This window comes from Paenibacillus sp. NPDC057967 (assembly GCF_042887015.1).
Classification (GTDB): domain Bacteria; phylum Bacillota; class Bacilli; order Paenibacillales; family Paenibacillaceae; genus Pristimantibacillus.
Window position 1 is genome coordinate 216,169 of the sequence record NZ_JBHVQB010000002.1, and the last position, 17,938, is coordinate 234,106.

10 protein-coding genes are annotated in these 17,938 nt (G+C 47.3%); 7 read left to right on the plus strand and 3 right to left on the minus strand.

Going from position 1 to position 17,938, the window contains the following annotated elements:
* On the plus strand, positions 1 to 2,867 hold a 2,867-nt coding region (locus ACFVSO_RS05470; RefSeq protein ID WP_387470917.1), incomplete at its 5' end, for an S-layer homology domain-containing protein.
* Between the two features lie 77 nt (positions 2,868 to 2,944).
* Here the strand turns inward: ACFVSO_RS05470 and ACFVSO_RS05475 are convergent.
* Positions 2,945 to 3,433, minus strand: coding sequence for a YfbM family protein (locus tag ACFVSO_RS05475; protein ID WP_387470919.1), 489 nt, complete (start codon positions 3,431 to 3,433; stop codon positions 2,945 to 2,947).
* Positions 3,434 to 3,767: 334 nt separating this feature from the next.
* On the opposite strand from ACFVSO_RS05475, the gene ACFVSO_RS05480 reads away from it, so the two are divergent.
* From ACFVSO_RS05480 to ACFVSO_RS05505, 6 genes are all read left to right on the plus strand, one after another.
* Positions 3,768 to 4,736 carry an ABC transporter substrate-binding protein gene (locus ACFVSO_RS05480; protein ID WP_387470921.1) on the plus strand — a complete coding sequence of 323 codons (969 nt, stop codon included), beginning with the start codon at positions 3,768 to 3,770 and terminating at the stop codon, positions 4,734 to 4,736.
* 256 nt (positions 4,737 to 4,992) lie between these two features.
* Positions 4,993 to 6,459: a helix-turn-helix domain-containing protein gene (locus tag ACFVSO_RS05485; protein ID WP_387470923.1), complete on the plus strand. Its 1,467-nt coding sequence runs from the start codon at positions 4,993 to 4,995 to the stop codon at positions 6,457 to 6,459.
* A 78-nt stretch (positions 6,460 to 6,537) separates the two neighbouring features.
* Entirely contained in the window at positions 6,538 to 7,062 is a 525-nt protein-coding gene (locus ACFVSO_RS05490) for an HNH endonuclease (protein WP_387470925.1), read from the plus strand.
* A gap of 413 nt (positions 7,063 to 7,475) precedes the next feature.
* Positions 7,476 to 14,261: an S-layer homology domain-containing protein gene (locus ACFVSO_RS05495; protein ID WP_387470927.1), complete on the plus strand. Its 6,786-nt coding sequence runs from the start codon at positions 7,476 to 7,478 to the stop codon at positions 14,259 to 14,261.
* Between the two features lie 217 nt (positions 14,262 to 14,478).
* Positions 14,479 to 15,039 (plus strand): RNA polymerase sigma factor, encoded by a 561-nt coding sequence (locus ACFVSO_RS05500; RefSeq protein WP_387470929.1) that lies wholly within the window; start codon positions 14,479 to 14,481, stop codon positions 15,037 to 15,039.
* On the plus strand, positions 15,017 to 15,808 hold the full coding sequence (locus ACFVSO_RS05505) for a hypothetical protein (RefSeq protein WP_387470931.1): 792 nt from the start codon (positions 15,017 to 15,019) through the stop codon (positions 15,806 to 15,808). The genes ACFVSO_RS05500 and ACFVSO_RS05505 overlap by 23 nt, the downstream gene beginning before the upstream one ends.
* Before the next feature lie 68 nt (positions 15,809 to 15,876).
* On the opposite strand, the gene ACFVSO_RS05510 is transcribed toward ACFVSO_RS05505, so the two are convergent.
* Positions 15,877 to 16,875, minus strand: coding sequence for a FecCD family ABC transporter permease (locus tag ACFVSO_RS05510; RefSeq protein WP_387470933.1), 999 nt, complete (start codon positions 16,873 to 16,875; stop codon positions 15,877 to 15,879).
* A complete protein-coding gene (locus tag ACFVSO_RS05515) occupies positions 16,868 to 17,878 on the minus strand; it encodes a FecCD family ABC transporter permease (RefSeq protein ID WP_387470935.1) in 1,011 nt (336 codons plus the stop codon). The genes ACFVSO_RS05510 and ACFVSO_RS05515 overlap by 8 nt, the downstream gene beginning before the upstream one ends.
* Between the last annotated feature and the right edge of the window lie 60 nt (positions 17,879 to 17,938).

Sequence of the window (17,938 nt, forward strand, 5' to 3'; positions counted from 1 at the left end):
CCGTAACGGCGACGTTCCAGAAGCAAACGTGGAATGGTACGGCGTGGAGCGATGTGAGCGGAGCGACGGATACGAAGACGACAACGGTGACAGTAACAGCTGCACCTGAGCCGACGGAACCGACAGAAGCAAAATCAAGCAACAACAGTGTTAACGCAAATCCAAGCAACGTAACATCGGGCGGAAAGGTCACGCTGACGGCTGATGGCGACCGCCAAACGGCGGACGGCGCATTGGTTGGTGACGAGCGTTTCGTGCCGGTGAGCTGGAGTTCGACAGAGAGCGGCAAGATGGGTACATTCACGAAGGACAATAATGGCAAATACACGGCTAATTACAAGCCTTCGGCCGCTGGAAATCATACGGTAACCGCAATATTCCAGAAGGAAACGTGGAACGGTACCTCGTGGGTGGCGGTCGCTGGAGCGACGGATACGAAGACGACAACGGTGACGGTCACGGCCGCACCAGAACCGACGGAGCCGACGGAAGCGAAAGCCGACAACAACAGTGTCAGCGCAAGTCCGAGCAGCATAAAGCCAGGCACAGCAGTCACACTGACGGCTGAAGGCGACAGGCAGTCAGAGGACGGAGCGTTTGTCGGTGACGAGCGTTATGTACCGGTAGGCTGGAGCTCGACAGAGAACGGCAAGACGGGTACGTTCACGAAGGACAATAACGGCAAGTACACAACAGCTTACACACCTTCGGCCGCTGGAAGCTACACGGTAACGGCGACGTTCCAGAAGCAGAAGTGGGATGGTACGACGTGGAGCGATGTTAGCGGAGCGACAGATACGAAGACGACAACGGTGACGGTCACGGCCGCACCAGAACCGACGGAGCCGACGGAAGCGAAAGCCGACAACAACAGTGTCAGCGCAAGCCCGAGCAGCGTAACGCCGGGTGGAAAGGTCACAATGACGGCTTCGGGCGACCGGCAATTGGCGGACGGAGCATTTGTCGGTGACGAGCGTTACGTGCCGGTAAGCTGGAGCTCGACAGAGAACGGCAAGACGGGTACGTTCACGAAGGACAATAATGGCAAGTACACGGCTGCTTACACACCTTCGGCCGCTGGAAGCTACACGGTAACGGCGACGTTCCAGAAGCAGAAGTGGGATGGTACGACGTGGAGCGATGTAAGCGGAGCGACGGATACGAAGACGACAACAGTGAAGGTAACGGCCACACCTGAACCGACGGAACCGATGGAAGCGAATGCTGGCAACAACAGTGTCAGCGCAAGCTCGAGCAGTGTAACCTCGGGCGGGACGGTCACGATGACGGCTGCAGGCGACCGGCAATCGGCGGACGGAGCATTAGTCGGTGACGAGCGTTACGTGCCGGTAGGCTGGAGCTCGACAGAGAGCGGTAAGACGGGTACGTTCACGAAGGATAATAACGGCAAGTACACGGCTTCTTACAAGCCTTCGGCCGCTGGAAGCTATACGGTAACAGCGACATTCCAGAAGCAAACGTGGGACGGTACTACGTGGGTAGAAATCACCGGAGCAACGGATATCAAAACGATAGTTGTAACCGTTAGGAACGGTGGCTCAACTCCGTTGCCGTCACAGGACCCTTCAGAATCCACAGATTCAAGCGAATCTGAATCCAGCGTCATTGTTTTGGTTAATGGCAAAGCCGAAAATGCAGGCACAGCAAAAGCGGCTACAATTAACGGTCAATCGGCGACGATCATCATCGTTAATCAAAAGAAAATTGAAGAGAAGCTTGCGACTGAAGGGTTTGGCGCGGTCGTGACGGTTCCGGTGAAAACCAATTCCGATGTGGTGGTAGCTCAGCTTAATGGTCAGTTGATTCAAGAAATGGAAGACTTGCAGGCTACTCTTGTTGTAAAGACTGATCGTGCAATATACACCGTGCCTTCCGTTCAGATCAACATGAATGAGTTATCGAAGCAATTCGGAACAAATGTTTCGCTGCAGGACATCAAGGTAGAGCTTCAATTTGGCTCAACGCCGGCTGATATGGCGAAGGTTGTCGCGCAAGCGGCAGCGAACGGAGGCTTTACGCCTGTAATGCCAGCGATGGACTTTATCGTCAAGGGTACCTATGGCGACAAGACGATAGAGATTTCAACCTTCAGCGTATATGTTGAACGTGCTATTGCAATTCCGGATGGCGTCGATCCGAACAAGATTACGACTGGTGTTGTGGTCGATCCGGATGGCACTTCTCGCCATGTGCCGACCAAGATCACGGTGATCGATGGCAGGTATTACGCCGTCATCAACAGCTTGACCAACAGCACGTACTCGGTCGTGTGGCATCCTCTCGAATTCAGCGATGTCGAGAAACATTGGGCCAAAGATGCGGTGAACGACATGGGGTCCCGCATGGTTGCGAGTGGCACGGGCGATGGCAAGTTCAGTCCAAATCGGGACATTACCCGCGCCGAATTTGTGGCGATTATCGTCCGTGGACTGGGGTTGAAACCGAGCAAAGAAGCCGCTCCTTTCTTGGATGTCAAAGGGACGGATTGGTATAATAACGCAATCAGTACGGCAGTCGCATACCAATTGATTGACGGATTCGGGGACGGTACGTTCCGCCCGAACGACAAGATTACGCGTGAACAGGCAATGGTTATCGTCGTCAGGGCGATGAAGATTACCGGCCTAAACGCTAAACTATTGGCGCAATCGGCTGAATCGCTGCTTCATCCGTTTGCAGACGCACCCGCTTTGTCCGATTGGGCGAAGAGCAGCGTTGCGGATAACATTCAAGCAGGCATTATTATGGGAAGAAGCAATACGCAACTCGCACCTAAGGCTTACATTACGAGAGCCGAGGTTGCGACGGTTATCCAGCGTCTGCTTCAAAAATCCGATCTGATTTAATAGCAACGCTCAAAAAGAGACCTGGAATCCATTGAGATCCAGGTCTCTTTTGCCTTGTACACTCAGCTTGGGCGTAATCAGAAAATATAGAAGATGAGACCTTTGCCCTCCGTTGCAGATTGGCTGAAGAAACGCCGAATTTCGTTAAAATGCTGCAGTAGGTAAGTGAAGAACGCGTCCGCATCCTCGTCTGAAACGACGCCCGGCTCAAGAGGATATACTTCTTCCTTGAGCATGGTGGGAAAATCATAACGCAAGCGGAGCTGAGCTTCATCTAGCTCAGACATAGCCTGCAGCGCTGCTGCAACTTGCTCGGCACGCAAGGAAAACGCCCCGAATGAGCCAAATTCGATGCCCTTGTCTGATGTCAGCGGAACCACATAGCCAAGAGGGGGCTCTCCATCGGAAATATTTCCACATAGCAAGTAGTGAATCGCCTCCCAGGATCTATCAATGTCTAATCCAGGATAATTGTCTATTTTTAAACTCTTTAATGTAATGTCTCCCGCAGCGACTTGCTGCACCAGGTTGTCAGCCATAGCAAAGTAATATCCCCGCATTCCCATGTTGTCAGCCTTCCTCCCAAATTTAGTAGTCACTATACTGCATGATCTAAATGTAACATCTGGAAATTATGTGTTTCAAGGAACAAAGGACATAAGCGAATCTTATACACTTTATCCAAAACTTCTAAGCGCAGTCATAATACGGGTCTAAAGTCCTGGAAATTAATCGAAAGTATGAGGATACGCCGAGGCAAAGAGCTATTTTCGGACGAATCGAAAGCCCGAAAGTCCAGATAAATTGCCCATTTGTGTATTGAGTAAACGGACTAATCACTCTATAATAAACCATGTAATTAATAATGATTATCATTCTTGATTGATGGAGGTTAGAGGAGTGAGTGGAATTAAGATCGTTGTCGCGCGTCTATGCGTGATAGGAGTTATAACAGCATTGCTCGCCGCTTGTGGCCAGCAGTCTGGGCAACAGTCAGGGCAGCAGCCTGAGCAGGCTATGCGTTCGTTCGAGCATGCCTCAGGTGTGACCGATGTGCCATTTGAACCTATGAGAGTAGCGGCTGATCAGCATATGGGGCAGTTGCTGAAGCTGGGCATTAAACCGATAGCCGTGCGCGAGAATATGCTGAAGGAAACCTGGATTCCTTACGCGAATCTGGAGGAGGGCGCATTGGATGGCATAGAGGATTTGGGAGGATTCCCGCTTAATCTGGAGAAGCTGACATTGGTAGAGCCGGATCTGATTATTAACGCATTGCCGGCTAATCAAGAGCAATATAGCAAAATCGCTCCAACCGTTCATATGCCTTATTGGTCGGAGAAATACAAATCGCCGATGGATAAATTTCTGGACATTGCTGATTTGTTCAACAAAACCGATGTGGCCAATCAATGGATATCAGAGTTCGATGCCAAACTCGCAACTGCAGGCGAGAAAATTGTAAGCGCCGGCCGATTAAAGCCAGGCGAGACCGTATCGGTCATGGCCGTCTTCCAAAACAATGTGTATGTATTCGGCCCTAACGGAGCATATGGCGGCTATTTGATTTATGACGCCCTCAAGCTTCCGACAACGGAACATGCGGAAGTGCTGCGCGGTAAGGATATGGGAAGCTCGGAGCTGTCCATGGAAGTGGTTCCGGAATATATGGGCGATCATGCCTTTATTACGGTGGTCGATGAAAGCAAGGCAGATGAACTGATGAAAAGCGATTTCTGGAAAAGCGTTCCCGCTGTCAAAAATAATCAAGTGTACTTTTACGATTCCAAGATTTTTGCAATGGATGATCCCTATTCACTGGAAGCGCAGCTCGGCATTGTCACCGATCTGCTAACTCAAAGCCAATAAAAATGACCAAACCTATCAACTCGTTATCCGCCTAATGCGGATGGCGAGTTGATTATGTTCTCGGAAAGGAAAAAGTCTCATGGCAGAACAATCGGACCTAGACGTTCCCTACGCACAATCGATATCATTCAGATTGCATCAAATTCAGAGCTGCACTGCATCCCAAAGCGAAGCCTCCTATTCCTTAGACCAATATTCATTGATTGCTGTCTTAAGAGGAGAACTACTAATTTCCGGCGCGTGGGGAGAGTCAAGCTTGTCGGCTGGCGAGGTGATGTCCTTCGCTTCACCGGCAACTTTCCGTATTCAGCCTGTCGATCCTTATGCCAGTGACTGGTATATGGTATCGTATTCGATGCATGTCACGGGTGGTGATCCCAACAGGCTGGAAGCTCAGCACCCCATGCTTGTGCCTAATCGAGAACAATGGAAGGTCTCGTCGCAGCGGCTGACGACGGGGTTGAATCAGCTATATGACAATCGGCTGCATACGGACCCCTTCATGCAAATGGCGTATCATATTCAATTTCAAGAATGGATGATGTGGCTTTTGATGGAACGCAGGCTTCACGCCGGGCGATTGCAGGAGCAGAATAGCGTTAATGCCGTGCAGCTTACCGTGAAATATATGCAAAGCGCCTACTATGAGGATATTACGGTGGACAAGCTGGCCAATGAAGCCCAGATGAGCAGGCGGCAATTCACGCAGTTATTCCGACAAATGACCAGCAGAAGCGTCAATGAGTATTTGACGGAGCTCCGCATCAGGAAAGCGAAGCAACTGTTGCTTGGTGGCGGTCAACTGGCGGATATCGCACAAGCCGTCGGTTATCGGGAAGAAAGCTATTTCTATCGCCGATTCAAACAAACTGTCGGATTGTCTCCGCGCCAATATGCGCGCACCAAGCAGCAGCAGTATCGTATTTTCACGCCGACGATGACCCCGATGCGCGTTGTAGCCGATCAATATATGGGGGAGTTATTGAAGCTGGATGTTGTTCCAGTAGGCGTGCGGACCCAGATGCTCAAAGAGAGCTTTCTATCTGCAGGGCAGCGCAAAAAATGTGTGGAGAAGGGGACAATTGATTTGGGTACAGGATTTCCCGTCAGTCTGTCTCGTATATCCATGCTGCAGCCCGATCTTATCGTCACGCAAAACGAGCAGCAATACAACGATCTGATGCAAATTGCTCCTACCGTGCTGATCCCCTATCAAAGCCTGGAACCGCTTGAAAAGCTGCGGAAGATGAGTCGAATTTTTGAAAAAAACAAGCTCGCGGAGGAATGGATCGGGGATTATGAGTGGCGCGCAGAACAGACGCGTAAGCAGATTCAGAATAAACATGGCGTCTTCTGCTCCGTAACCAACTTGCTGCTGATGCAAGGCAAGCTATTCGTATTGGGTGAACATGGGGGATACGGGAGTTACAGTCTATATCGATCGCTCGGGCTCGAGGTGCCTCCTGTCCAACGGAAAATCATGAATGAAACGGTGGTCAGCGTTCCTATTGAAGTGAATGATCTGCCTGCTTATGCCGGCGAGCATATTTTCGTATCCAGCTATGACGATATATCCGCATTGACGGGAAGTGAAATCTGGAACAGCCTCCCCGCTGTACAAGCGGGGCAGGTCTACTTCAGCAATCCTTACCGTTTTTCATTCGAGGATCCCTATTCGCTGGATGACCAGCTTTCATATATTCGCTCCTGTCTACTTGTCTAAAAGAAAGCCGAAACTATCGGAATTAAATAGTTGATACAAGAAACAGTCGTTAATATTAATGATGAGAGGAGCATGAACATGGCAAATCAAAATATTAAAACTTCCATAAAGGAAATTGTGGGGTATTGGTTTTCTATTGTAGATGAGTGTGGATTAAGTGTAGATGCATCCGAAGCGCATGAAAGATGTTGGAGATGTGGATACAAACAGTCATTAGAACGATGTCATATTATTCCTCATTCTTTGGGTGGTGAAGATAAGGCTTCTAATCTTGTTTTATTATGCCACAGATGTCATTTGGAGAATCCTAACATTGCCGATAGGGATATTATGTGGGATTGGCTCCGTGCTTATGGCACATCATTTTATGACACATTTTGGGTGAAACAAGGGATCAAAGAATATGAATTTATATATGGTAAGTCTTTAGAAGAAGAGTTAGCAGATAGAAGAATGACTGATGCAAGTAAGTTTAATGAAATTGTTGGAGAACAAATGGAAAAAACAACGTATCATTTTGGACATCCTTATCTGAATTCTGCAACATTGGCAGGTGTATTTAGAGTCTCGTTGAAAAAATATGATAGATGTATGTTGAGGTAAAAACTTGTTAGTAGGTTAATCATAGGCGGAGAAAAGAAGGTGTATGAAGATCAAATTGATTCGATTCCTCCCTCCTTTATCGGAATACCTTTCATTCTCATTCTAATGATTTGCTTCTGAATTACGAGCGGGAAGTAGTCTTAACGACTGCTTCCTTTCTTATTAAAATGTACAACTTTAGTAGGACTACAAATTCTATTAAATCGAATTATAATGGCTGATGGAGTAATTAACGGGTATCGGATAAGGAGAATGGTCAATTCGTAGGTGTGGGTATAACGGGTGCAGGAGGGCAATTCGGCAAATGAGTTTAAAAAACTACCTTTAAATGGATAAAAGTGTTACTATGAAATTAAATTAACTATCTTAAATATTATTTTAAATAGTACCTAGTGCGGAAGGAAGTGTAATTGGTGAAAAAGAAGCTTGTTGCCATCGTGCTTTTAGTTGCTAGTATTGGACTCATCTTTACTTTTAATAATCAAGATGTTGTGTCTGCAAATATAGTCACGACACCTATTTATGCAATAGAAGATACAACAATCGTTTACGAAGGAATTGGTGCAGGAAAGTTTATGTATGAAGATGGTGGTTTGGGCTATCTTGATGTAGGCTATCAAGGAAGCTTTGGAGGACCCCTTGAAGTTCAATCCCTGCTCAAATATGATTTGCCACCGACCCCAGCCGGGTATGAGATTGAAAGTGCAAATCTGTACTTTCCTGTAACTGGAGGCAGTCTGAGAAGTGGAGTTCCCTTCACATTCAAAGCTTCAGCAAGCACAAGTCATGGATGGACTCAAGATCTTGTAACTTCCTATACATTACCAGCACCTGCTCCTGGCTCCACACAATCTATTTCTGTAGCAAACAATGTTCCTCTTAACAAGCCAACTCTTGGTCCTATCGATTTTACGAGCTATATTACACAAGAATCTCTTAAATCCACCCCAAGAGCTACATTTATCCTCTCAGGCTTTTCAGCTGAAGAAGCACAAGATGCTAATATTGCATTTCTAGATCATTATATTCAAACAAACGAAAGTAATGTTACCACTAGCATTCGACCATATTTAATAGTTACCTATACGGAAAAAATTAGCATTGAAATAACAGGTGTTATCAATGGTGGTGTATACAATACCAATGTAACGCCACTATTTAATATGGGTACGGCGACGATTAATGGAGCCTTCTTTACGAGCGGTACAACATTAACTGTTGAGGGCTCATACACCCTTGTCGTTACATATGGAAGCAAATCAGAAACGATCCAATTTAGAATAGACAAGACCCCCCCGACAGGGAGGGTGATTGTGAATCTAGGCCAACAGTATACGAATTCTGCTGGTGTATCGGTTCACGTGACGCCAGATGTGGGAGTAAATGATGTTACTCATATACGATATTCGGTTAATGGGAACCCATTTACTCAGATGCCTTATATTCCAAGCTTTATGCTAGCCATAGGAGCCGCTAACGGAGATAAGGTTTTGGCTTTCCAGCTCGTTGATGGTGCAGGAAATGAATCTCCAATATACCAAAGAACCGTTACACTCGATACGGTTCCGCCAACAGGTTCTGTTGTTATTAATAATGGCAATTCCTATACAACAACTCGTGAAGTGATGTTGAATCTAGCGTTAGACAGCGGTGTGACCGATGTGGTAGGCGTACAATATTCAGATAACAATAGTTCTTGGTCAGGTATCGAAACCTTTAGCACAAGTAGAACTTATATGTTGCCAGCAGGAGATGGCAATAAAACGGTATATGTACGTTTGATTGATCGAGCAGGTAATATTACGGTTATTCAAGATAGCATACTGTTGGACACAACAGCGCCAACAGGGACAGTTGTTGTGAATGATGGCAGAGCCTATACGAATAATGCCAATGTATACGTTGATGTGACGCCAGCCACAGGAGTAACAGATATTGTGAGCGTTCGCTATACAATTAACGGAGCAGCGCCAACGACTTTTGCTTACACGGATAACTTTACGATTAATGTAGGTAGCACGGATGGAGCAAAAATCATTACGATAGAGCTTATTGATGGAGCAGGGCATGTATCTCCAGTTTATAGCGCTACAGTGACGCTGGATACAGTAGCGCCAACAGGATCAGTAGTTATCAATAGCGGAGCAGCGTATACAACAGCTGCTGAGGTAACGCTTAACTTCACGTTAGGAGCAGGTGTAACGGATGTCGTCGGCGTACAGTTCTCGAACGACAATCTAACGTGGTCAAGTGAACAAGCGTACAGCGCAAGTATGAGCTATACACTCTCTGGAGGCGATGGCAGCAAAACTGTCTACGTTAGGTTCATTGACCGGGCGGGCAATATAGGCACAGCTCAAGACAGCATTGTGATGGATACAACAGCGCCAACAGGAACGTTAGCTATCGCATCAGCAATAACGAATGATACAAGCGTGACACTCACGGTAACTAGCGGCGATGCCAACTTTATGGAGCTGGGCGAAGCGGGTCAGCCTTACGGAGCGCGAGTAGCTTATAGCAATAGCGCGCAGACATACACGCTTCAGGATACGCAGGATGATGGCGTGAAAACTTTGCAGGTTCGCTTGTCGGACCTGGCTGGAAACACAACCGTATTAACAGTAACGGTTATCCTGGATCGAGTTGCGCCAACAGGCACTGTAGTGGTTAATAATGGAAAGTTATATACAAATGATGCAAATGTTGCAGTTGAAGTGACGCCAGCAACAGGTGTAACGGATATTGCGGATATGAGATACGCCATAAATGGATCAACACCAACAACGATCGCTTATACGAATAGCTTCATCATAGACGTAGGAAGCACAGATGGAGAGAAAGAAATTACGGTTGAGCTTATCGATGAGGCAGGCAATGTATCGCCGGTATATACCTCAACTATTACACTAGACACAGTGGCTCCAACTGGAACCGTTGCGATTAATGGAGGAGCTGCTTATACAACATCTGCGGAGGTAACCCTAAACTTCACTTTAGGAGCAGGTGTGACGGATGTTGCCAGCTTACAGTTCTCGAATGACAATCTGACATGGTCGAGTGAACAAGCGTACAGCCCAAGCATGAGCTACACATTGCCGGCAGGTGACGGCAGCAAAACCGTCTATGTCCGATTCATAGACCGTGCAGGCAATACAAGCGCAGCTCAAGACAGCATTACGTTGGATACAACAGCGCCAACAGGCACGCTAACCATCACATCACCTGTCCTCACGAATGATACCAGCGTGACACTTATGATTACAAGCAGCGATGCCAACTTTATGGAGCTGGGCGAGGCTGGTCAGCCTTACAAAGCTAGAGCAGCTTACAGCAATAGCGCACAGACGTACACACTGCAAGATACAGAGAAAGACGGCGTAAAAACCTTGCAGGTCCGCTTGTCAGACCTGGCAGGCAACACAACGGTATTAACTGTAACGATTACCCTTGATCGAGTTGCTCCAATAGGCAACGTCGTGGTGAATGAGGGTAAATCGTTTACGAATGATGCGAATGTTGCAGTTGAAGTGACGCCAGCAACGGGTGTAACGGATATTGTTAGTATGAGATACACTATCAATGGATCAACGCCAACAACGATCGCTTATACGAATAGCTTCATCCTAGATGTGGGAAGCACAGATGGAGAGAAAGAAATTACGGTTGAGCTTATGGACGGGGCGGGCAATGTATCGCCTGTGTATAGTTCAACCCTTACATTAGACACAGAAGCACCAACAGGGACAGTCGCGATTAATGCAGGAGCTGCCTATACAACAACTGCTGAAGTGACTCTTAACTTTACATTAGGAGCAGGCGTGAACGATGTCGTTAAGGTACAGTTCTCGAATGATAATTTGACATGGTCGAGTGAACAAGCGTATAGCCCAAGCATGAGCTACACATTGCCGGCAGGTGACGGCAGCAAGACCGTCTACGTTCGGTTCATAGACCGGGCAGGCAATACAGGCACAGCTCAAGACAGCATTGTGATGGATACAACAGCGCCAACAGGCACGCTTACCATCACATCACCTGTCCTCACGAATGATACAAGCGTGGCACTTACGGTTACAAGCAGCGATGCCAGCTTTATGGAGCTGGGCGAGGCTGGTCAGCCTTACAAAGCTAGAGCAGCTTACAGCAATAGTGCACAGACGTACCCACTGCAAGATACAGAGAAAGACGGCGTAAAAACCTTGCAGGTCCGCTTGTCAGACCTGGCAGGCAACACAACGGTATTAACGGCAACCGTTATCCTGGATCGAGTTGCGCCAACAGGCAACGTCGTGGTGAACGAGGGTAAATTGTATACGAATGATGCGAATGTTACGGTTGAAGTGAAGCCAGCAACCGGAGTAACGGATATTGTACACATTCGATACGCCATCAATGGAACAACGCCAATAACGATCGCTTATACGGATAGCTTCATCATAGACGTAGGAAGCACAAATGAAGAGAAAAAGATAACAGTTGAGCTTATGGATGGGGCGGGCAATGTATCGCCTGTATACACTTCAACCCTTACATTAGACGCGGTGGCGCCAACAGGAACAGTTGCAATAAATGGCGGAGCTGCTTATACAACAGCTGCGGAGGTAACCCTTAACTTCATGTTAGGAGCAGGTGTGAACGATGTCGTTAAGGTACAGATCTCTAATGACAATGTGACATGGTCAGGTGAACAAGCGTACAGCCCAAGCATAAGCTATACATTGCCGGCAGGTGACGGCAGTAAAACCGTTTATGTCCAATTCATTGACCGAGCGGGCAATACAGGCGCAGCTCAGGCAAGCATTACACTGGACACGGTAGCGCCAACAGGACAGCTAGTCATTAACCATAACGATGATTTCACAAATTCGCTAAAGCTTGAGCTAACAGTAACAACAACTTCTGATCCAAGTGAACTGGCTGGAATTCAGTTCTCATCGGATGGAGCAACGTGGTCAGCGCTTGAAGCGTATACGAATGCAAAGCAATGGTCTGTAGAAGGCAATGGCAAAAAAACCGTTTATGTTAGATTTGTTGATCATGCTGGAAACGAATATACGACTTCTAGTTCAATCTATGTAGATACAGTAAAACCAATTGTATTTATTGCGGTTGAAGATGAAGCAGAGCTTACATTCAGCAATATTGTTGATTTGATGATTGAAGCATCTGACCCAGGGCGAGATCTGAAGACGGCCAAGCTAGTCATGGAATTGTCTCATGATGGCATTAGCTGGCTGCCTGCGGAAAGCTATACTCAACATAAAAAGTGGACGGTAAGCAGTGGATTTGGTACCAAGCAAATCTATGTACGAATTACGGACGAGGCGGGCAATGTTTCCGACATCGCAAGTGCCACGATTATTTATCGCTCTATTCCTAAACTGAATAATAATACGGTAAATGCGATCGAAGATACGCAGTATACATTGGCACTGTCAGATTTCACCTATACGAATGACGATGGCATGAAGCCGGACTCCTATACGCTAGTCACATTGCCGGAGCATGGCTTGCTTATGCTGGAGGATCAAGAGATTAAAGCTGGAGCAGTCATTACAGCCGATCAGCTTGTCAAGCTTGTCTATGTACCGCAATTACATTGGTTTGGAACTGAGCAGCTAGTGTGGAATGCCAGCGCAGATGGTGTTGCAGCAGCTGCGGACGCCGTTCTGACTATTGAGGTTGCAGCGGTAAATGATGCTCCAGTGGTTGAAGATTTGGATCTGACCAAAACGAATTTTAGCCCGGCAGAAGGAACTCTTGCCGCCAAGGATATAGAAGGGGATACATTAACCTATCATATGGTGGATGCTCCATCAAAGGGGAAAGTCGTGCTTAATACTAACACAGGAGCATTTACTTTTACACTGGATCATAATCAAAATGGCACTTATGCATTTACTTATCGGGTATTTGACGGTACAGACTATTCGGATACCGCTACAGTAACCATCAAGTACGCAGTGAACATACCTATTACCGAAACTCCAGCACCAACGCATGGTGTACTGAAGCTAGGTGAACAGGGACCTGAAATTTCAATTGAAGGTCAGATCAATGATCAGGGAAGCTCTATTGAGGTTCATGTAACAGAGGAGCAGCTTACGTCGTTAAATAAATCGCATGAAAATCAGACTGTTGAATTGAGCTTAACTGGGGAATATTCAGATGCCAAGTTCATAATCTCCGATAAAGCGCTGGATAAGCTTGCCGCAAACGGCAATAGTCTACTATTTGTAACACCAGGTTTACAATATCTATTGAGCAATCAGGATTTAAAGCAAATGCTAACGGCAAATCGCAACAGCTTTGTAGTTGGCATAAAGCATGAAGCCGGAGAAGTGCTGACTCATGCACAGGAGCAAGCAGTAAAAGGCGCTTATCAATTAATTGGAGCTCCGATCACAATTGAGCTATCGGCACGTAGTGAAGGAGTTCATCCGCTGCAGCTGCAAGAGCTTGGAACAATCGTGCTAAGCTCAATGGGGGCGGGGGAACTGCCAACAGCCTTGTTGAAGCTTCTGCCTAATGAAGTACAAAGCCCGGTATTAGCGACAATCTCAATAGATGGTCAAAGCTATCAGGTTCATGTAACCAACTACGGAGCAGGCACCTATACGCTGATTCGCAAGCAGCCTGGATTTACAGACATTTCTGGCTGGTCAGTTGCAGCTATTGAGAAATTGGCCTCCAAGCTTATCCTGAATGGTGTGAATGAATCAATCTTTGAACCGACTCGCGCTATAACCAGAGCAGAATTTGCTAGTATCATTAGCAAGGCTCTTGGGCTAGTAAACATCTCCGGCAGCGTGAATTATACCGATGTTGCTGCAGGGGCATGGTATTCAGATGCTGTAGCAGCGGTGGCGGAGCTTGGTTTTATGAATGGTTACCCGGACGGAGCTTATCGACCAACACAGCAGATTACAAGAGAAGAAACGATGGTCATTGTAGCGAGAGTGCTGGACTATCTTGATTCTAAAAATGGATTATCCGACTCTGAAGTTGACCGAATCCTTGGAGGATACAGCGATCTAGAGCAGCTTAGCGACTGGTCCAGAAAAGATATTGCCTTCACCGTACGAGAAGGGATTATTATGGGCAACAACGGAAAGCTGTCCGTAAAAGATCAAGTGACGAGAGAGCAGGTTGCTGCAATTATCGTTCGTTTGCTAGAATATGCAGAAATTCTCTAGCGTTATGAAGGAATGGTTCGAAAATGAGATGTGGCAGGCTTGAATCAATTAGTTGAATGGATGTGCTATGGTAGTACTATAATGAGAGTTCAGGGGAACATACCTGAACTCTTTTGTATTTAATTGAAATATTGCCATGCGGTCACATTAGGCCCACTTGGATAGTTATACATGGTAAGCAGACAAGAAAATGAAAAGAGAAAGGAGGTTCATAATCATGGATTTTAAGAAACACATTGATCAGGTTCTGCACGGAGATGTTCATGCATTTGAGATAATTGTTCGCCATTTTGAAAGAAAGATATTTGCGTTTTGTTATTTCATGCTTGGCAATCGGCAGGAAGCTGAGGACGCAGCGCAAGAGGTCTTTTTTAAGGCATATCGGAATTTGGCAAGCTACCGGCATGAAAGTGACGAGTTGCTATTGGCATGGTTGTATAAGATTGCGTCGAATCATTGCAGGACATTGCTCAAAAGGAATAATAAATGGTACCACCTGATGCCTTTGTTTAGGAATGACGGTAATGAAAAGAGTGCCGAACAGGCATTTTCCGATAAAGCGGATGTACAGCTGCAGCTGCTTGAGGGTTTAAACGCGGCAGAGAAGGAGATTCTGGCATTGCGAGTCATCGAAGATCGGCCTTTCCAAGAAATTTCAGCTATCTTGGGTATTAGCTCTGCTACAGTGCGGAAGCGATTCGAACGCATTAAGGTGAAGTTAATAAAAAATCGAAACCAATTGGAGGGCACCCGATATGAACAACGATTTGAATATTGATCGATTAATTCACAATATGAAAGAAACCAGGATACCCGAGGCTGAGATAGCTGGTAAAGTGATGCAAAAAGTACATGCCTGCCATAGGAATCAACGCATTGAAAAACGGCAGTGGTTCAGGATCAGCCCCATCTGGGCTACGGTGTGTGTCCTGTTATTGATTTCTACTGCATCGGTAAGCGCGGCTGCTCTCCTCAAAACCAATTGGAATGGAATCCAAATTCATATTAGTAATAATGGAAAGAGTATACCCGTGCTTGCGAATAAGGATGGACTATCCTTTAAGGAGGAGCTTGAGGCGTTTTTATCCAAAATGTCAGATGTTTGGGTGACGCTATCCGTGGATGAAGCTGCAAAGCAATTGTCATACCCTTTATTGAGGCCGCAAGATAGCAAGTTCACACTTGTGAATTCGTTTGGTGTCGTGCCGAGGGACCCTAATTATCGCGTGAAGACAGCAGACGAATGGTTTGTGAGCGGATTTTACGATTTCTTTCAGTGGAAACAAACAGATATTGTGGTAAGACAATATCTAGACGGGCATATGACGGATTCTTTGCGAGATCCCAGCAAGACGCTGGAAATGAACTATGGAGCTTCATGGGAATATGTTGAGATTACAGATGATATATTGGCAATGTTTAATGGAGAGAATTACTTAGTAGTTAGCTATAAAACGGCTGATCTTAACGTCATTACTTTAGAAATAAGCGGAGATTTGAAAAAAGCCGATATGGTCGCACTCGCAAAGACATACGTAGGGAAATAATGATAGATAATAGGGCACTTCGAGGTGCCCTATTATGCCGTTTACATCATGCAGCGGCAGATGCCTCATCACGCAGCTTTCCGCTTAAATAGCAGGTACATAAAGAAAGGCGCGCCGATTCCGGCGGTGAAGACGCCCGCAGGGATATCGAGCGGCAGGAAGAGCATTCGCCCGGCTAGATCCGCGAGCAACAAAATGATGGCGCCTAGCACTGCCGATAAGGGGATGATCAGCTTATACGAATGACCGACAAGCTTCCTGGCCATATGCGGCGCCAATAATCCGATAAACGAGACCATACCTGCAACGCCGACAGCAGCTCCCGCGAGCGCCACGCTGAAGAACAACAAGACCATCCGGCTAAGCTGAAGCCTGCTACCAAGTCCGACGGCAGTCGCTTCTCCTAGTGATTGGACATTAAGTTCTTTGGCGAAAAGAAAGGATAACGGGATAAATACAGCGACCCACGGCCAAAGCACCTCGATATACGTCCAATTCGTCCCGTAAATACTTCCTGTCATCCAGTTCAGCACTTGTGCGGCTAAGTAGGCGGGACCGCTGATAAGTAAAAACATCGTCAGCGCGCCCATTGCGGTAGATATGCCTATGCCGATTAGGACGAGTCTAAAAGGGGAAATCCCCTTTTTCCAAGCTAATACATAGTTGATCAAAGCGGTAAGAAACGCCCCGGCAACAGCGATAACCGGTACCCAGTGAATGCTATAACCGGTGACCAGAGTCATGAATGCGACGACAGCTACCGAAGCTCCTCCTGTCACACCCAGCAGATCGGGGGAGGCGAGCGGATTACGAATGACCCCTTGAAGTACGGCACCGGCAACCGCCAGAGCAGCTCCAACCAATATGGCGGCGAGGATACGCGGCAAACGGAACTGTATAATGATCAAGTCGCTTGCTTCTTCGTTCTTGCCGATGAGCGACAGAAAGGTTTCCTTAAAAGGGATGCTCGTCCCGCCAAAAGACAAGCAGACGATAGATAATGCCAACATGGCGAGGCTAAATCCGGCTATGATGAAAACGGCCTTTTGGGTTTTTCCTTTATGCATGTTTCCTCCTTCTCGCCACATGGATCAGGAATGGCACGCCGATAATAGCGGTTGCCACGCCGACCGGAACTTCCTTGGGCATAAGGATGAAACGCGAGACAAGATCTGCACATACAAGCAGAAGGCCCCCCGTTAATGCGCAGTAGGGCAGGAGCCAGCGGTAGTCGTTCCCCACCAGATATCGGCATAGATGCGGCACAATTAAGCCGATGAAGGCGATAGGACCAGCAGTGGCAACCGAGCTGCCTGCCAGAAGCACAACCGCAATTACAGATAGTACCCGGATGAGCAGCATGCGCTGTCCCAGGCTCTTGGCACTCTCATCGCCAAGTGCCATCACATTAAGCGAGCCCGACAATAGCAGTGACAAGACCCAGCCGATAACGAGATAAGGCAGTACAATGAGCAGATGATCCATTTTCCTGTCTGCCACCGAACCGATCATCCAGAACAAGGCCGCCTCAAGCGATTGCTTGTTCACTAGCATAATTCCGGAAGTGATAGACGAGGCGAATGCCGCAATGGATGCACCGGCCAGTGTGAGCCTAATCGGCTCAAAGCCGCTTCTGCCCTGAAAGCCAAGCGTGAACACAAGCAGCGATGTGACTGCAGCGCCAGCCAAGGCGATCCAAACCATTCCGCTCATCGTCAGAGATGAACCGAGAACGGCCAGCGCGATCACGATAAATAATACAGCGCCAGCATTAATGCCGAATATGGAAGGAGAGGCGAGCGGATTCCTGGTCAGCACCTGCATAATGGCGCCCGCAATCGCGAGGCTTCCTCCTACCGCTGCTGCAATGAGCGCACGAGGCATCCGGGTGTTCGTAATGATAATGTGAGCGTCGGAGCCGTCATATTGGGTATAGGCCAGCCATACATCTCTGATCTCAAAGGTATGGATGCCGTACAAGATACTGGCAAGCATGCCGGCGAGCAGCAGCAGGAAGCCAATGATCAAGCCCGCTTGCTTGCTTCTGCGGCTGTGCAGCCCTAAAGCCATATGGATTCATTCCTTTCATCATAAACAAGCTGACGTCTCATAAGCACGACGTCAGCTTGC

Coding starts and splice junctions, on each gene's coding strand:
- ACFVSO_RS05475 (WP_387470919.1), bottom strand. CDS start 3,433: ATGGGAATGCGGGGATATTACTTTGCTATGGCTGACAACCTGGTGCAG.
- ACFVSO_RS05490 (WP_387470925.1), top strand. CDS start 6,538: ATGGCAAATCAAAATATTAAAACTTCCATAAAGGAAATTGTGGGGTAT.
- ACFVSO_RS05500 (WP_387470929.1), top strand. CDS start 14,479: ATGGATTTTAAGAAACACATTGATCAGGTTCTGCACGGAGATGTTCAT.
- ACFVSO_RS05505 (WP_387470931.1), top strand. CDS start 15,017: ATGAACAACGATTTGAATATTGATCGATTAATTCACAATATGAAAGAA.
- ACFVSO_RS05510 (WP_387470933.1), bottom strand. CDS start 16,875: ATGCATAAAGGAAAAACCCAAAAGGCCGTTTTCATCATAGCCGGATTT.
- ACFVSO_RS05515 (WP_387470935.1), bottom strand. CDS start 17,878: ATGGCTTTAGGGCTGCACAGCCGCAGAAGCAAGCAAGCGGGCTTGATC.